Raw genomic sequence first — 14,262 nt, forward strand, 5'->3', positions numbered from 1 at the left:
TCGAAGGCGATCACACCCATGACGACCTCTCAGGCGGTCACCCCGCTGGCCATCGAAGACTACGACGCGATCGAATCGGCGGTCATGGAGACGTCCCGCGGGCGCTGGTTCCTGGCGGAATATGCCCGGCGCAACCGCAACGCCGACACCGGCGCGATCCTCGGCACGCTGGAGCGCCTGGAACGCACCATCCGCCGCGACCGCGCGGTGCCCGACATCGACCGCATCCGGTTGGACCTCGCCGACATGGCCGAGGCCATCTCCCGCACCAAGCAGGAGATCGCCCAGATGAAGATCGAGACCGAGCACGGCGGCCGCTTCGCCGACGCCAGTCACGAGCTCGACGCCATCGTCAGCCAGACCGAGAACGCCACCAACGAGATCCTGCTCGCCGCCGAAGGCATCCAGGAGGCGGCCTGGACGCTGCGCGAGGCCGGTGGCCTCGACGAGCTCTGCGACAAGCTCGACACCCACGCCACCGACATCTACACCGCCTGCTCGTTCCAGGACCTGACCGGCCAGCGCACCCGCAAGGTGGTGACCGTGCTGCGCTATCTGGAGAGCCGCATCACCTCGATGATGAGCATCTGGGGCCTCGGCGAGGCCGACGTGCCCGAGGCCGCCTCCGGCGCCGCCCCGGTCGGCCCGACCGACGCGCGCCCCGACGCCCATCTCCTCAACGGTCCGCAGTTGCACGGCCAGGGCATCGAGCAGGACCACGTCGACGATCTCCTGGCAACCGAGCCGTCCGCCGCCGACACCACCGACTTCGACCGCATCGACGACGGCGGCTTCGACGCCATCGAGCGCGACCCCGTCGCCGAGGCCGAGCTCGACGACGACCGCGAGCCCGACATCTTCGCCGACGACGACGCGTTCGATCTCGCCGCCGCGGACGTCTTCTCCGCCGAGGACGCCTCGCGCGTCGTCGCCACCCTGGAAGACCAGGCCGATGCCGACGACGACGTCGAGAGCGGCGGCCGCACCCTGACCATCACAGTCGGCAACACCCTGCGCACCGTCGAGACGGTCGCGGCGGTCGCCACCGCCGCCGAGACCGCCCCGGAACTGGCGGTGGTCGCCAGCGAGGACCCCCTCGCCGCCCTCGAACCGCGCCGCCGCATCGTCACCTTCGGCTGACGCGGGCGCGCCGCCCCCTTCCCTTCGTGATCTGCGCGGAGCAGAGCGCCCGGAGGCGCGACCGCCGACGGTCGCCACCGCGTCGGTGCCCTGGACATCGCGACCCGATTGCGCCCCCACCGGGCCATTTCGGCACGATCAAACCAATCAGTCTTGACTTATCGATTAGTCGCCACTAACGTTTCCTCATGATCCACGATGCCTCGCTCGATGCCGTCATGCGCACTCTCGCCGATCCGACCCGACGGGCGGTGTTCGAACACATCGTGCGGGCGCCGGAGATCAGCGTCGTCGAATTGACCAAGGGCAGCGGCGTCACCCAGTCGGCCGTCTCGCAGCACCTCCGGGCGCTGAAACTGGCCGGATTGGTCAGCGACCGCGCCCAGGGACGCAACGTCTTCTATCGCGCCGCGCCGCAAGGGCTCGAGCCGCTGGTCGACTGGATGAGCCATTACGGCGTGTTCTGGCGCCAGCGCTTCGCCGATCTCCGCACTCTGCTGAAGGACATCGATCATGACCAGCGTCCCACCGATCCCTGAGACGCACGACATCGTCGTCGACGAGGTCTTTGCGCACACGCCGGCGGCCATCTGGAAGGCGCTGACCTCCGGCGCTCTGATGGCCCGGTGGATGATGGCCCCGTCGGGGTTCGAACCGGTCGTCGGTTGCCGGTTCACCTTCCAGACCACCCCCGCCGGCGCCTGGGACGGCGTCATCCGCTGCGAGATCCTCGAAATTCGCCCCTGTGAGCGCTTCGTCTATCGCTGGTGCGGCGGCCACGAGGACAACGTCGGCTACGGCTCGAAACTCGACACGGTGGTGACCTGGACGCTCGCCGAGGTGGCCGGCGGAACCCGCCTGCGTCTGGTCCACTCCGGCTTCGTGCTGCCGACCAACCAGACCGCCTTCCAGAGCATCGGCGGCGGCTGGAAGACGGTCGTGGCGCGCCTGATCGCCACCCTCGACCCGCCCGATGATCCGACGGGCCCGCAGCCCTGACCGACGAAAGGACCGTCGCCATGACCCGACCCTTCACCGGCGGCTGCGCCTGCGGCGCGCTGCGTTACGAAATCACCGCCGAACCGTCGATGGCCTTCGCCTGTCAGTGCCGCCAGTGTCAGCACGACAGCGGCACCGGTCATGCCTCGATCCTGAACTTCCCGCGCGCCGAAGCCGTGGTCCACGGCGACGCGACGCGCTGGAGCGAGGTCGGCGACCTGGGCACGGTCAAGACCCACGCCTTCTGCCCGACCTGCGGATCGAAGGTCTTCACCACCTTTCCCGATCTGCCGGATTTCTTCGCGGTGCGCGCCGCGAGCCTCGACGATCCGAGCCGTTTCCAGCCCACCATGGTCCTGTGGACGGCGAGCGCCCAGCCCTGGGATCGCATCGACCCCGAGCTCACGGCCTTCGAGAAGATGCCGCCGCGCTGAAACCGCAGCACGGGCGTCGCGCGCAGCGGCGCCCGCGCCTAGTCTTCGAAGCGGCTGGAGGGATCGCGATCGCGCTCGTAGTGGCGTGCGAGCGGGAACGGCGGCAGCCACGATTCGCGGCGCACCGTCCAGTTCTCGTAGGTCGGGGTCAGTTGGTCGGGCGCGTCGAGCGATCCGAGGTTCACCTCGACCTCGTCGCCGCTGCAGGCGAACACCGACGAGCCGCAGCGCGGACAGAAATGCCGCCCGCCATAGGCGCGGGTCTCGCCTTCGATCGTCACCGCCGCTTGCGCGAAGATCGCCGAGGCGTGGAACAGCGCGCCGTGGAACTTGCGGCAATCGAGACAGTGGCAGAGCCCCACCCGATAGGGCCGCCCCGTCGCCACGAGGCGGACGTCGCCGCACAGACATCCGCCGGTGAACGGGCCCATCGCCATCGCCTCCGCGCCGAGGGTTCGAGATCACCGGAGTCTAGCGCGCCGCAACGCTCGCGCAACCGCCGGCAACCGACGCGGGGGGACTTCGCGGCCGCGTCGCCGCCGAGGCGGCCGACGGCCCCTCCCCGCCTCAGGCCGCCGCCTGCATCGCCCGGCGCCGGGCTTGCGCCGCCTCGATGTTGTCGAGGAACTGGCGGGTCGAGTGTTCCCAGGTATAGGCCGACGCCACCTCGACTGCGTCGCGACGGTTCAGGGTCAGCGCCCCGCGCACCGCTTCGCCGAGATCGGTCGAGAGCGCCCCGCCGCGCGTGCCGCCGACGATGTCGATCGGCCCCATCACCGGATAGCCGGCGACCGGCACGCCCGAGGACAGCGCCTCGACGATGACGTTGCCGAAGGTGTCGGTCCGCGACGGGAATACGAAGACGTCGGCCGCGGCGTAGTGGCGGGCGAGATCGTCGCCGACCTTGGGGCCGAGGAAATGCGCCTGCGGATAGCGCCGGCGCAGGGACTCGAGCTGCGGCCCGTCGCCGATCACCACCTTGGAGCCGGGCATGTCGAGATCGAGGAAGGCCTCGAGGTTCTTCTCCACCGAGATCCGGCCGACGTTGAGGGCGATCGGCCGCGGCAGGTCGCGGTAGACGTCGGCGACGTCGTCGCGCGGATGGAACTGGCCGATGTCGACACCGCGCGACCAGATCGCCAAATTGGTGAAGCCGCGCGCCGTGAGATCGGCCCGCAGCGTCTCGGTCGCCACCATGCAGGTCAGCCCGGTGTTGTGGAACCGGCGGAGCATCGCATAGGTGAAGCGCTGCGGGATCGGCAGCCGCGCCGAGACATATTCGGGAAAGCGGGTGTGGTAGCTGGTGGTGTAGCCGGGCGAGCGGATGTCGAGCGCCGCCCGCCGCGCCATCAGTCCGAGCGGCCCTTCGGTGGCGATGTGGATGTAGTCCGGCCGCATCGTCTCGATCCGCCGCCGCACCGCCCAACCGTGGGTCAAGGACAGCCGGATCTCCGGATAGGTCGGGCACGGCAGAGTGCGATATTCGAGCGGCGTCAGGAAGTCGACGTGGATGTCGAGCTTCACCAACTCTTCCGCCAGACGTTCCAGGGATCGAACCACGCCGTTGATCTGGGGATGCCAGGCATCCGTCACGATGAGAAGTCGCTTCATGCCGCCGCGAGTGCCTCGGGTTCCGCTTCGGTCGCCGTGGCTCCCTGCGCCGGTTGCTGCCAGGTGATGAGTTCGAAGGTGCCGTCGTGGTTCTCCACCACCGCCGTGCAGCTCTCCACCCAGTCTCCGGTGTTGATGTAGGTCAGGCCGTCGTCGGTGCGCATCACCGCGTGGTGGATGTGGCCACACACCACCCCGTCGGCGCCGATCCGCGCCGCTTCAGCGCTGAGCGTCGACTCGAAGTCGCCGATGAAGTTGACGGCGTTCTTGACCTTGAGCTTGGCCCAGGCCGACAGCGACCAATAGGGAAAGCCCATCCGCCGCCGCGCCGCGTTGAGCCAAGTGTTGATCCCGAGCGCCGCGGTATAGGCCCAGTCGCCGAGATAGGCGAGCCACTTGGCGTGGCGCACCACCACGTCGAACTGGTCGCCGTGGATGATCAGGAAGCGCCGCCCGTCGATCGCCTCGTGCAGGCAATGGTCGGCGACTTCGATCATGCCGAAGTGCGAGCCGACATAGTCGCGCAGGAACTCGTCGTGGTTGCCGGGTACGTAGACGATCCGCGCGCCCTTGCGGCCTTTGCGCAGGATCTTCTGGACCACGTCGTTGTGGGCCTGCGGCCAGTACCACGACCGCTTCAGGCGCCAGCCGTCGACGATGTCGCCGACGAGGTAGATCGTCTCGGCGTCGTGGTACTTCAGGAAGTCGATCAGCAGTTCCGCCTGACAGCCGCGTGTCCCGAGATGGATGTCGGACAGGAACAGTGCATGGAAGTGCCGCATCTCTGCTCGTGCCGTCATGACCGCGACCCCGGAGTTCCGAAATTCTTCGATGTCCGAAGAACACGAGTCCGATCACGGTTTCATGACGGTAACGGCCGTCACGATCGCTTCAGCCGAAGCGCGCCGGCAGGAACGGCGCCAGGCTGGCCTGCGCCCAGGCCGCCGTCCGGGTCCGCGCCGCCCGCCACGAGGCGACGATCCGGCCCGACAGCGCGTCGCGCGCCGCCACTTCCGAGAGGATCTCGTCGGCGACCCCGCGCGCCCGGACCAGCACGTCGCCGGGCAGGCCGAGCACACGCACCCCGTGCACCCCGACCAAGGTCTCGAGCGCCGTGGCGTTGTTCCACTCCGCCTGTCCCAGCGCCGTGGCGTGCTCGTCGCGACAGGCCGCCGCGACGATCGCCGCGAGGTCGTCGGGCAGGGCCGACAGCGCCCGCAGCGACACCAGCGCCTCGCCGGTGCCGTTGGGCTTGTCGAAGCCGGGGCCGTAGTAGAATTTGGTCAGGCGGTGGAGGCCGACCGCCAGATCCGAATGCGGCGCCAGCAGTTCGGCGGCGTCGACCACCCCCGACTGGAAGGCCGAGAACACCTCGCCCGGCGGCAGCGCCACCGGCGTCGCCCCCATCCGGCGAAACACTTCGCCGCCCAGGCCGACGATGCGGATCTTCAGCCCCTTGAGGTCGTCGAGCCCGGTCACCTCGCGGCGGAACCAGCCGGCCATCGACAGGCCGGTGTTGCCGGCCATGAACGGCTTGATGCCGTGGCCGCCGTAGAGCTCGTCCCACAGCGCCTGACCGCCGCCGTGATCGATCCAGGCGAGGTGTTCGAGCGGCGTCAGGCCGAACGGCGCCGAGGTGAAGATCGGCGCCGCCGCCATCTTGCCGGCCCAGTAGAGCGAGGCGGTGTGCGCCATCTCGGCCGTGCCGCCGGCCACCGCGTCGAAACATTCGAGCGCCGGCACCAGTTCGCCCGCCGCATAGACCTTGACCGTCAGCCGTCCGCCCGACAGCCGGCCGATCGCCTGGGCCAGCCGCTCGGCCGAGACCCCGGGCCCCGGCAGGTTCTTCGGCCACGACGTGACCATCTTCCATTCGATCGCCCCGGCGGCGATCGCCGGGCTGGCGAGGCCGGTCGCCGCAACCCCGGCGACGGCGCCGGCACCCGCGGCGAGGATCCGGCGGCGGGTGGTGGATTCGGTCATGAGCGTCGTCCTCGTCGTCGCGGTCGCGTTCGCGGTCAGGATTGCCACCAGGCGTGGAAATGGTCGACCGGGCCGTGGCCGTGGCCGATCGCCAGCCGGTCGGCGCCGCGAATCGCCATGGTGAGATAGGCCTTGGCGGCGCGCACCGCGCGCACCAGGTCGAGTTCGCGGGCGAGCCCGGCGGCGATCGCCGCCGACAGGGTGCAGCCGGTGCCGTGAGTGTTTTCGGTCGCATGGCGCGGCGCCGTCAGCCAGATCGCCTGGCCGCCGGCGAGCAGCAGATCCTCGGCCTCGGTGCCGGTGCCGTGGCCGCCCTTGAGCAGCACCGCCTGGGCGCCGAGCTTGAGCAGCGCCTCCGCCTGCACCAGCATCTCGGCGCGATCGCCGGCCGGCGAACGCTCGGTCAGCCGCGCCGCCTCGTGCAGATTGGGGGTGATCAGCGTGGCGCGCGGCATCAGGACCTCGCGCAGCGTCGCCACCGCCTCGGGCACCAGCAGCAGGTCGCCGCTGGTCGCCACCATCACCGGATCGAGAATCACCTGGGCGACCCGCCAGCGATCGAGCCCTTCGCGCACCGCCCGAATCACCTCGGGCTGCGACAGCATGCCGATCTTCACCGCATCGACCGCGATGTCGGAGAACACCGCGTCGATCTGCGCCGTGACGAAGCTCGCCGGCACGTCGAACACGCCGGAGACCCCGAGGGTGTTCTGGGCGGTCAGCGCGGTGATCACGCTCGCACCGTAGACGCCGAGCGCCGAGAAGGTCTTGAGGTCCGCCTGGATGCCGGCGCCGCCGCCCGAATCGGAGCCGGCGATGGTCAGAGCGATCGCCGTCATCGCCGCTCCTCCTCGGCGCGCCGGGCGATCAGCGCCGCATCGACCACCCGGCGCAGACGCAGGGTCGCGGCGCGCGGGTCGTCGGCGAGGAAGATCTCGCCGATCGCCGCGATGCCGTCGGCCCCGACCGCCACCACTTCCGCCGCATTGGCCGCGGTGATCCCGGCGATCGCCCCGACCGGCAGATCCGGCCGCAGCGCCCGCACCCGCACCGCCAGTCGCGCCAGACCGACGAGGCCGAGCGGCGGCTCGGGATTGACCTTCGACAGGGTCTCGAACACCCCGCCGATGCAGACGTAGGACAAGAGGCCGAGCGGCGCCGCGTCGACGTGTTCGGGGCTCTTGATGGTGAGCCCGAGGATCGCGTCGGGACCGAGCAGGCGGCGCACGTCCTGGGCCGTCATGTCGTCCTGGCCGACGTGCACGCCGTCGGCATGGGCGACCATCGCCACGTCGACCCGATCGTTGACGATCAGCGGCACCTTTGCCCCGGCGATCGCCTTGAGGATGTCGCGCGCCCGCTGGACCATCAGCCGGGTCGACGCCTCCTTGTCGCGATATTGCAGGAGGGTCGCGCCCCCTTCGATCGCCGCGGCGGCGAGAGCGGCGAGCGATCGTCCGCGCGAACGCGACGGGTCGAGGATGGCATGGCAACGGATGTCAGGAATCATCGGATTTTCGCCCGTTCGATGAGGGATTGCCCGTCGAGCGCATGGAGCGCATCGAGAATGTCGACGGCGAAGGATCCCGGCCCCTTGGCCGTGGTCGCCGCCACTTCGCCGGCCACGCCGACCACCACCAGCGCCACCGCGGCGGCCAGCACCGCATCGGGCTCGACCGCCCGGAACGCCGCCGCCACCGCCGTCGCGGCGCAGCCCATCGCCGTCACCCGGTCCATCAGCGGATGGCCGTTGGCGATGCGGATCAGCCGCCGCCCGTCGGTGACGATGTCGACCTCGCCGGTCACCGCCAGGGTCGTCACGTCGTGGACCGCATGGTCGCGCACCGCCCCGTCCTCGGCGTCGGTACCGGCCAGCGCCCGGAATTCCGCGCGATTGGCATGGACCAGGGCGGGTTCCATCTCGATCAGCCGGCGCGCGAAGGCCAGCCGCCCGGTGGAGATCTCGACCTTGACCGGATCGAGGATCCACGGCACGCCGGCCTCCTTGGCGACCTCGATCGCCGTCAGCCCGGCGTCGCGCCGCACCCGGTCGAGCATGCCGAGATTGATCAGCAGCGCGTCGGCGCTGGCCACGAAGTCGGGGATCTCTTCCGGCGACTGGGTCATCGACGGTTCGGCGCCGGCCGCCAGCAGCATGTTGGCGGTGAAGGTCAGCGCCACCGGCGAGGTCAGCACGTGGACCCGCGGGCGCCGGGCGCGCAGCCGCTCGACGATCGCCACCACCCCGGCCGCGGTGAGCAGGGGGCGGGCGCCGAGGCCGGCATCGGGCACGGGGGAACCATCGTCGCTCATCTCAATCCCTCCGCCGGCACGACCCGGATCAGGTTCGAGGGGTTGGCCGCGCCTCTCAGCCCGGGTCTGCCGGGCACCCCCATGAGATTTCGATGAGTTAATCCGCCGGGCGGGGCTTGGCAAGGGCCGGCCGCCGCGGAGATCTCCCCGCCCGATGCCGGTCTCCTCCGCAACCCTCCCCTCTTGCCCTCGCCCCCCGCATCTGATGGACTGGACACGTCATCGAAAGGCCCTGCCGATGAAACCCTTCTTCGTCCTCGTCAAGTGCAGTCTCGGACGCTCCTACGAAGTCGCGACCGCGCTCGCCGATGCCGAGATCGCTTCGGAGATCTATTCGATCGCCGGCGATCACGACCTGATCGTCAAGTTCTACGTCGACGACGCGACCGATATCGGCCACTTCGTCAACGAGAAGGTGCATCCGATCCCCGGCATCGTCGACACCAAGACGCTGATCACCTTCAAGGCCTTCTGAAACCGTCGGAAAGCCCGCCCCGGCGTCGGCTCGCGGCGCCGAACCCCCGCGTGGCGCCCCCGCCCGCCCAGAGCCAGCGGAAGATCTGACCATGACCGATTCGCGCTATTACGCTTTCCAGGGTCTGCGCAACCACGCGCGCCTGATCCAGTCGGTCCACATGCGGGATCTGTTCGCCGCCGACCGTCACCGCTTCGCGCGATTCTCGGTCACCCACGACGATCTCCTGCTCGACTATTCCAAGAATCTGATTACCGACGAGACCCTCGATCTCCTGCTGCAGCTCGCCCGGGCCAGCGACGTCGAGGGCTGGCGCGCCCGCATGTTCGCCGGCGAGGCGATCAACGCCACCGAGAAGCGCGCGGTGCTCCACGTCGCGCTGCGCAATCCCGGCCAGCGGCCGCATTTCGTCGACGGTCGCGACGTCTCCGGCGACGTCGAGGACGTGCTGGTCAAGATGGGCGTGTTCGCCGAGGGCGTGCGCGCCGGCCGGCTGGTCGGCGCCACCGGCAAGCCCTTCACCGACGTGGTCAACATCGGAATCGGCGGCTCCGACCTCGGCCCGGCGATGGTCACCCTGGCGCTCGCCCCCTATCACGACGGCCCCAAGGTGCATTTCGTCTCCAACGTCGACGGCGCCCACATCGCCGACACGCTGAAGCCGCTCGATCCCCAGACCACCCTGTTCCTGATCGCCTCCAAGACCTTCACCACCCTCGAGACCATGACCAACGCCGCGACCGCCCGCGCCTGGATCGCCGATTCGCTCGGCGAGGCGGCGGTCGGCGCGCATTTCGCCGCGCTCTCGACGGCGATCCCCAAGGTCAAGGCCTTCGGCATCGCCGAAGACCGCATCTTCGGCTTCTGGGACTGGGTCGGCGGGCGCTATTCGGTGTGGTCGGCGATCGGCCTGCCGGTGATGATCGCCGTCGGCGAGGCCGACTTCCGCGCCTTCCTCGACGGCGGTGCCGCCATGGACGAGCATTTCCTGGCTGCGCCGCTCTACGCCAACATGCCGGTGCTGCTCGCCCTGATCGGCGTGTGGTACCGCGACCAGATGGGCTTCGCCACCCAGGCGGTGATCCCCTACGACCAGCGCCTGTCGCGCTTCGCCGCCCATCTGCAGCAGCTCGACATGGAATCGAACGGCAAGCGGGTGAGCAAGAACGGCGAGCCGGTGCTCCGTCCGACCGGCCCGGTGGTGTGGGGCGAGCCCGGCACCAACGGCCAGCACGCCTTCTTCCAGCTGATCCACCAGGGCACCGACGTGGTGCCGGTCGACTTCCTGCTCGCCGCCGAGCCGCACGAGAACCTGTCGGACCACCACGCCAAGCTGGTCGCCAACTGCCTCGCCCAGTCCGAGGCGCTGATGGTCGGCAAGAACGAGCGCACCGTCCACGCCGAGCTGGAGGCCTCCGGCCTGCCCAGGCCGGAGATCGACAAGCTGCTGCCGCACAAGGTGTTCCCCGGCAATCGCCCGTCCAACACCATCCTCTACCGCAAGCTCGACCCCTTCACTCTCGGCCGCCTGCTCGCCCTCTACGAGCACAAGGTGTTCGTCCAGGGGGTGATCTTCGACGTCAATTCCTTCGACCAGTGGGGTGTGGAACTCGGCAAGCAACTCGCGGTCGACCTCTTGCCGATGGTCAAGGGCGACGTCGAGACCGAGGGCAAGGACCCCTCGACCACCGGCCTGCTCGCCCACTTCCACGCCCTGCGCGGCAGCGGCGGCGCCTGACCGCCGCGCCTCCCGCGTCGCGCGCCGCGGCGATCGCCGACGCGTCGCCGCCGGCGCCGCGTCCCGTCTTCGCCCGCGTCGAGAGGATGAAGCCATGACCCTGTCCGCCCGCCCGACCCGTCGCGCCGTGCTCGGCGCCCTCGCCGCCGCCCCGCTCGCGGCCTGCGCGACCGGGGCGCCGGCCCCGGCGGTGCGCCGCTTCCGCGCCGTCACCATCGACGCCGGCCCCTTCGCCGCCAAGGGCGTGCCGAACTACGCCGCCCGCGTCGCCGAGGCCGCGCGCGCGGCGATTCCGTCAGCCTTCGCCGGGCGCCTCGATCCCTCCGACCGCAACGCCCCGACCCTGGTGATCGAGATCGCCGGCGTGTCGCTCGCCGCGTGGACCGGCAGCGGCCGCAGCCCGTTCACCATGGGCGTGGGAGCGGGCGACGCCACCGACTGGATGGACGGCGCCCTGGTGGTCCGCGCGCCCTCCGGCGCGGTGATCGACCGCCGTCCGCACATCTCGTCGCGCGCGGCGGCGTCCTCGGGCGCCTGGTACGACCCGGAGAACGAAACTCGCCGCATGCGCGACCTCGCGGCCCTCTACGTCGCCTGGGCGGCGAAGGAATACGGGGACTGAGGCCGGCGCCTTCGGGGACGAAGCTGTGCCGAAAATGCGAAGAGCCGGGCATCGCTGCCCGGCTCTCGTGTCTTCTCGCGTCGCGGCAATCAGGGCTGCCGCGGTCGCGCGTCGGTTCTTCGCCTCGTCGACCAGCTCGTTCTTGCCGATCCCCCGCTCGGGCCACCGGCCCGAGCAGAGCAGCAATCGTGGAGCGGCTCAGTTCTTCGCCTTGTCGACCAGCTTGCTCTTGCCGATCCACGGCATCATGCCGCGCAGCTTGGAGCCGACCGCTTCGATCTGATGCTCGTCGTTGAGGCGGCGGATGCCCTTGAAGCGGGCCGAGCCGGCCTTGTATTCCTGCATCCATTCCGAGGTGAACTTGCCGGTCTGGATGTCCTTCAACACGTTCTTCATCTCGGCCTTGGTCTCAGGCGTTATGATGCGCGGACCGGAGACGTATTCGCCCCATTCCGCGGTGTTGGAGATCGAGTAGTTCATGTTGGCGATGCCGCCCTCGTAGATCAGGTCGACGATCAGCTTGACCTCGTGCAGGCACTCGAAATAGGCCATCTCGGGGGCGTAGCCGGCTTCCACCAGCGTCTCGAAGCCGGCGCGGATCAGCTCGACCAGACCGCCGCACAGCACCACCTGCTCGCCGAACAGGTCGGTCTCGCACTCTTCGCGGAAGTTGGTCTCGATCACGCCCGACCGGCCGCCGCCGATGCCGCAGGCATAGCTCAGCGCCAGATCATGGGCATTGCCCGAGGCGTCCTGATGGACGGCGATCAGGCACGGCACGCCGCCGCCCTTCTGATATTCGCCGCGCACCGTGTGGCCGGGCCCCTTCGGCGCCATCATGATCACGTCGAGGGTCGCCTTCGGCTCGATCAGCCCGAAATGGACGTTGAGGCCGTGAGCGAAGGCGATCGCCGCGCCGTCGCGAATGTAGGGAGCGATCTCGGTCTTGTAGATCTCGGCCTGCAGCTCGTCCGGGGTGGCCATCATCATCAGGTCGGCCCACTTGGCCGCCTCGACGACGGTCATCACCTGGAGGCCGTCGGCCTCGACCTTCTTGGCGGTGGTCGAACCGGCCTTCAGCGCGATGCGGACGTCCTTGGCGCCCGAATCCTTGAGGTTCAGAGCGTGGGCCCGACCCTGGCTGCCGTAGCCGACGATGACCACCTTCTTGCCCTTGATCAGATTGATGTCGGCATCGGAGTCGTAATAGACGCGCATTTTGGTTTTCCTTCCCTGGGTGAAGTCCGTGGACCGGCGACGCCGGCCCGGAAATCGCGACCGGTTTCACCGGTCGGTCATGGCGCCCCGTGGAGCACGAGGAACTGTCGGGTCGCGCGGACCGCATCCGCGCGGATCGTCTCGGGGTCGAGGGTCATCCGGTCGCCGAGCAGCAGCCGGATCTGGACGTCGCGGGAGATCAGCCCGAAGAAGGTGCGGAACGCCGTCTCGACGTCGTCGAAGGCCAGCAGCCCCGCCGCTCTTCCTGCCACCAGCACCGGCTCGAGCCGCCGGCCCATGGCGAAGCGGCCGTTGGCGAGAACGATCGCCCCGAGCGTCGCTTCCGCCGCCGCCTGGCCGATCGCCACCCGGTTGAGGGCGATCGAGGTGTCCGAGGCGATCACCGTCAACCAGTTGACGGCGAATTCCTCGAGCCGCGCGGTCAGCGTCGCCCGGTCGAGGCGTTCGCCGTCGATCGGGCCGACCCGCACCCGCGCCGCCTGCCAGCGCACCGTCGCGGCGAGCAGGCCGTCGCGATCGCCGAACCACTTGTAGAGCGTCTCCTTCGAGCAGGCGGCGCGGCGCGCCACCGCCGTCATGGTCAGCCGGTCGCCCGCCTCGACGAGCAGCCGCAACACGGCCTCGAGAACGCCCATCTGGCGCTCCGTCAACCCCGTGTCCTCGCCCGCCGTCGTCCGCATCGTGTCTCCTCGGGTCCGACCGCGCCGGAGGGTCTCGCTCGCTCGTCGGCGCCGCCTCGCGCCGCCCGCGCCGTCCGTTTCCGGTCCGAACGCCGCCGAGATCCGCCCCGTCTGGGCCCCGCCGCGTCTCCGTACCGTACGTTACGGTTCCCGTGTAACCGAAGCCGGCGGCCGCGGCAAGGGCGCGTCGTGAAATTCGACCGGGGACGGGAAAGCGGGGTGCGCGCACGGCGCCGGACGGGGCGGATCGGCGGATCGGACACGGGGACGACCGAAGCGCCGGCGGGACCGGCGCGGGGACGACTGCAGCGCCGGCGGGAGCGGGCGGGTTCCCTTTCGCCGGATATGCCCCATATTGGGAAGACGACCCCCTTCGACGCCCGCCCGGCCGAACGCCGTTCGCCCACCTGCGGCTTCGCCCGCGACAGCTCTTGGAGGCTCCCCATGGCCGGATCGCCGCCGCACCGAGGCTCCGACGAGACCGGCGTCCTGGCGTCGCGCCAAGCGATCCCGGAAGCGCAGCACCCGCGCGTCACCGAACCCACCGCGCGGTCGGTGGCGGCACGATCGAACGCGCAAGACGTCGCGATCGTCGACGCCGACGCCACCGTCCTCGATGCGCTGAAGGTGATGGCCGAGCGCGACACCGGCGCCGTCGCGGTGATGTCGCCGGTCGGCCTCGTCGGCATCTTCACCGAGCGCGACCACGCCCGCAACGCCCTGCTCGGCAACCGCACCGCGGCCAACACGCCGGTGGTCGACCTCGTGCCCGGGCCGCCGGCGACCGTCGCGCCGGGCGATGGCCTCGGCCGCTGTCTGGCGGAGCTCGCCGAACGGCGGGCGACCCATCTGGCGGTGGTCGACGCCGGTCGCGTGGTCGGCCTCCTCGCCGAGGCCGATCTCCTGGCGGCGCGGGTCGCCCATCACCAGCGGATCTTCCACGAGACCGAGATGGATCAGAAGCTGTTGTTCCTGCGCGGCACCTACAGCTGCTGATCCGCGGCCGCGCCGCGGTCGTCCCGGCCCGG

Annotated in this window: 17 protein-coding genes and 1 riboswitch; of the genes, 8 read left to right on the forward strand and 9 right to left on the reverse strand. The window is 70.1% G+C overall.

Annotation, left to right across the window (positions count from 1 at the left end; translation table 11 throughout):
* The first annotated feature begins 18 nt into the window (after positions 1 to 18).
* From EYW49_RS08090 to EYW49_RS08105, 4 genes are all read left to right on the forward strand, one after another.
* Positions 19 to 1,140: a protein phosphatase CheZ gene (locus EYW49_RS08090; RefSeq protein ID WP_131308040.1), complete on the forward strand. Its 1,122-nt coding sequence runs from the start codon at positions 19 to 21 to the stop codon at positions 1,138 to 1,140.
* A 188-nt stretch (positions 1,141 to 1,328) separates the two neighbouring features.
* Positions 1,329 to 1,679: an ArsR/SmtB family transcription factor gene (locus EYW49_RS08095; RefSeq protein ID WP_131308042.1), complete on the forward strand. Its 351-nt coding sequence runs from the start codon at positions 1,329 to 1,331 to the stop codon at positions 1,677 to 1,679.
* Positions 1,654 to 2,139, forward strand: a complete 486-nt coding sequence (locus tag EYW49_RS08100) for an SRPBCC family protein (RefSeq protein ID WP_131308044.1) — start codon at positions 1,654 to 1,656, stop codon at positions 2,137 to 2,139. The genes EYW49_RS08095 and EYW49_RS08100 overlap by 26 nt, the downstream gene beginning before the upstream one ends.
* A gap of 20 nt (positions 2,140 to 2,159) precedes the next feature.
* Positions 2,160 to 2,573: a GFA family protein gene (locus EYW49_RS08105; protein ID WP_131308046.1), complete on the forward strand. Its 414-nt coding sequence runs from the start codon at positions 2,160 to 2,162 to the stop codon at positions 2,571 to 2,573.
* A 38-nt stretch (positions 2,574 to 2,611) separates the two neighbouring features.
* Here EYW49_RS08105 and EYW49_RS08110 read toward each other — a convergent pair whose 3' ends face one another.
* The 7 genes from EYW49_RS08110 to thiM all read right to left on the reverse strand — a co-directional run bounded on the left by EYW49_RS08110 (position 2,612) and on the right by thiM (position 8,480).
* The gene (locus EYW49_RS08110; protein WP_131308048.1) at positions 2,612 to 3,004 is read right to left on the reverse strand and encodes a GFA family protein; all 393 of its coding nucleotides are present in this window, start codon (positions 3,002 to 3,004) and stop codon (positions 2,612 to 2,614) included.
* A gap of 136 nt (positions 3,005 to 3,140) precedes the next feature.
* Positions 3,141 to 4,184: a glycosyltransferase family 4 protein gene (locus EYW49_RS08115; protein WP_131308050.1), complete on the reverse strand. Its 1,044-nt coding sequence runs from the start codon at positions 4,182 to 4,184 to the stop codon at positions 3,141 to 3,143.
* Positions 4,181 to 4,984, reverse strand: coding sequence for a UDP-2,3-diacylglucosamine diphosphatase (locus EYW49_RS08120; RefSeq protein ID WP_131308052.1), 804 nt, complete (start codon positions 4,982 to 4,984; stop codon positions 4,181 to 4,183). The genes EYW49_RS08115 and EYW49_RS08120 overlap by 4 nt, the downstream gene beginning before the upstream one ends.
* A 91-nt stretch (positions 4,985 to 5,075) precedes the next feature.
* A complete protein-coding gene (locus tag EYW49_RS08125; RefSeq protein WP_131308054.1) occupies positions 5,076 to 6,167 on the reverse strand; it encodes a TRAP transporter substrate-binding protein in 1,092 nt (363 codons plus the stop codon).
* A gap of 35 nt (positions 6,168 to 6,202) precedes the next feature.
* On the reverse strand, positions 6,203 to 7,006 hold the full coding sequence (gene thiD / locus EYW49_RS08130) for a bifunctional hydroxymethylpyrimidine kinase/phosphomethylpyrimidine kinase (RefSeq protein WP_131308056.1): 804 nt from the start codon (positions 7,004 to 7,006) through the stop codon (positions 6,203 to 6,205).
* Entirely contained in the window at positions 7,003 to 7,677 is a 675-nt protein-coding gene (gene thiE, locus EYW49_RS08135) for a thiamine phosphate synthase (RefSeq protein ID WP_131308058.1), read from the reverse strand. The genes thiD and thiE overlap by 4 nt, the downstream gene beginning before the upstream one ends.
* The gene (thiM, locus tag EYW49_RS08140; protein ID WP_131308060.1) at positions 7,674 to 8,480 is read right to left on the reverse strand and encodes a hydroxyethylthiazole kinase; all 807 of its coding nucleotides are present in this window, start codon (positions 8,478 to 8,480) and stop codon (positions 7,674 to 7,676) included. The genes thiE and thiM overlap by 4 nt, the downstream gene beginning before the upstream one ends.
* Positions 8,469 to 8,571: riboswitch (TPP riboswitch) on the reverse strand. (Overlaps the previous gene by 12 nt.)
* A gap of 147 nt (positions 8,572 to 8,718) precedes the next feature.
* On the opposite strand from thiM, the gene EYW49_RS08145 reads away from it, so the two are divergent.
* The 3 genes from EYW49_RS08145 to EYW49_RS08155 all read left to right on the forward strand — a co-directional run bounded on the left by EYW49_RS08145 (position 8,719) and on the right by EYW49_RS08155 (position 11,315).
* Positions 8,719 to 8,955: an Lrp/AsnC ligand binding domain-containing protein gene (locus tag EYW49_RS08145; protein WP_131308062.1), complete on the forward strand. Its 237-nt coding sequence runs from the start codon at positions 8,719 to 8,721 to the stop codon at positions 8,953 to 8,955.
* Positions 8,956 to 9,046: 91 nt separating this feature from the next.
* Positions 9,047 to 10,693 (forward strand): glucose-6-phosphate isomerase, encoded by a 1,647-nt coding sequence (gene pgi / locus EYW49_RS08150; RefSeq protein WP_131308064.1) that lies wholly within the window; start codon positions 9,047 to 9,049, stop codon positions 10,691 to 10,693.
* A 94-nt stretch (positions 10,694 to 10,787) separates the two neighbouring features.
* Complete coding sequence (locus tag EYW49_RS08155; protein WP_131308066.1) at positions 10,788 to 11,315, forward strand: hypothetical protein; 528 nt, start codon at positions 10,788 to 10,790, stop codon at positions 11,313 to 11,315.
* 198 nt (positions 11,316 to 11,513) lie between these two features.
* On the opposite strand, the gene ilvC is transcribed toward EYW49_RS08155, so the two are convergent.
* Both ilvC and EYW49_RS08165 read right to left on the reverse strand, forming a co-directional pair.
* Positions 11,514 to 12,533: a ketol-acid reductoisomerase gene (gene ilvC, locus EYW49_RS08160; protein ID WP_131308068.1), complete on the reverse strand. Its 1,020-nt coding sequence runs from the start codon at positions 12,531 to 12,533 to the stop codon at positions 11,514 to 11,516.
* A 77-nt stretch (positions 12,534 to 12,610) separates the two neighbouring features.
* Entirely contained in the window at positions 12,611 to 13,234 is a 624-nt protein-coding gene (locus EYW49_RS08165) for a TetR/AcrR family transcriptional regulator C-terminal domain-containing protein (RefSeq protein WP_131308069.1), read from the reverse strand.
* A gap of 444 nt (positions 13,235 to 13,678) precedes the next feature.
* Here EYW49_RS08165 and EYW49_RS08170 point away from each other — a divergent pair, with 444 nt between their 5' ends.
* Complete coding sequence (locus EYW49_RS08170; protein WP_165498178.1) at positions 13,679 to 14,230, forward strand: CBS domain-containing protein; 552 nt, start codon at positions 13,679 to 13,681, stop codon at positions 14,228 to 14,230.
* The last annotated feature ends 32 nt before the right edge of the window (positions 14,231 to 14,262 follow it).

The organism is Siculibacillus lacustris (assembly GCF_004328075.1).
Classification (GTDB): domain Bacteria; phylum Pseudomonadota; class Alphaproteobacteria; order Rhizobiales; family Ancalomicrobiaceae; genus Siculibacillus; species Siculibacillus lacustris.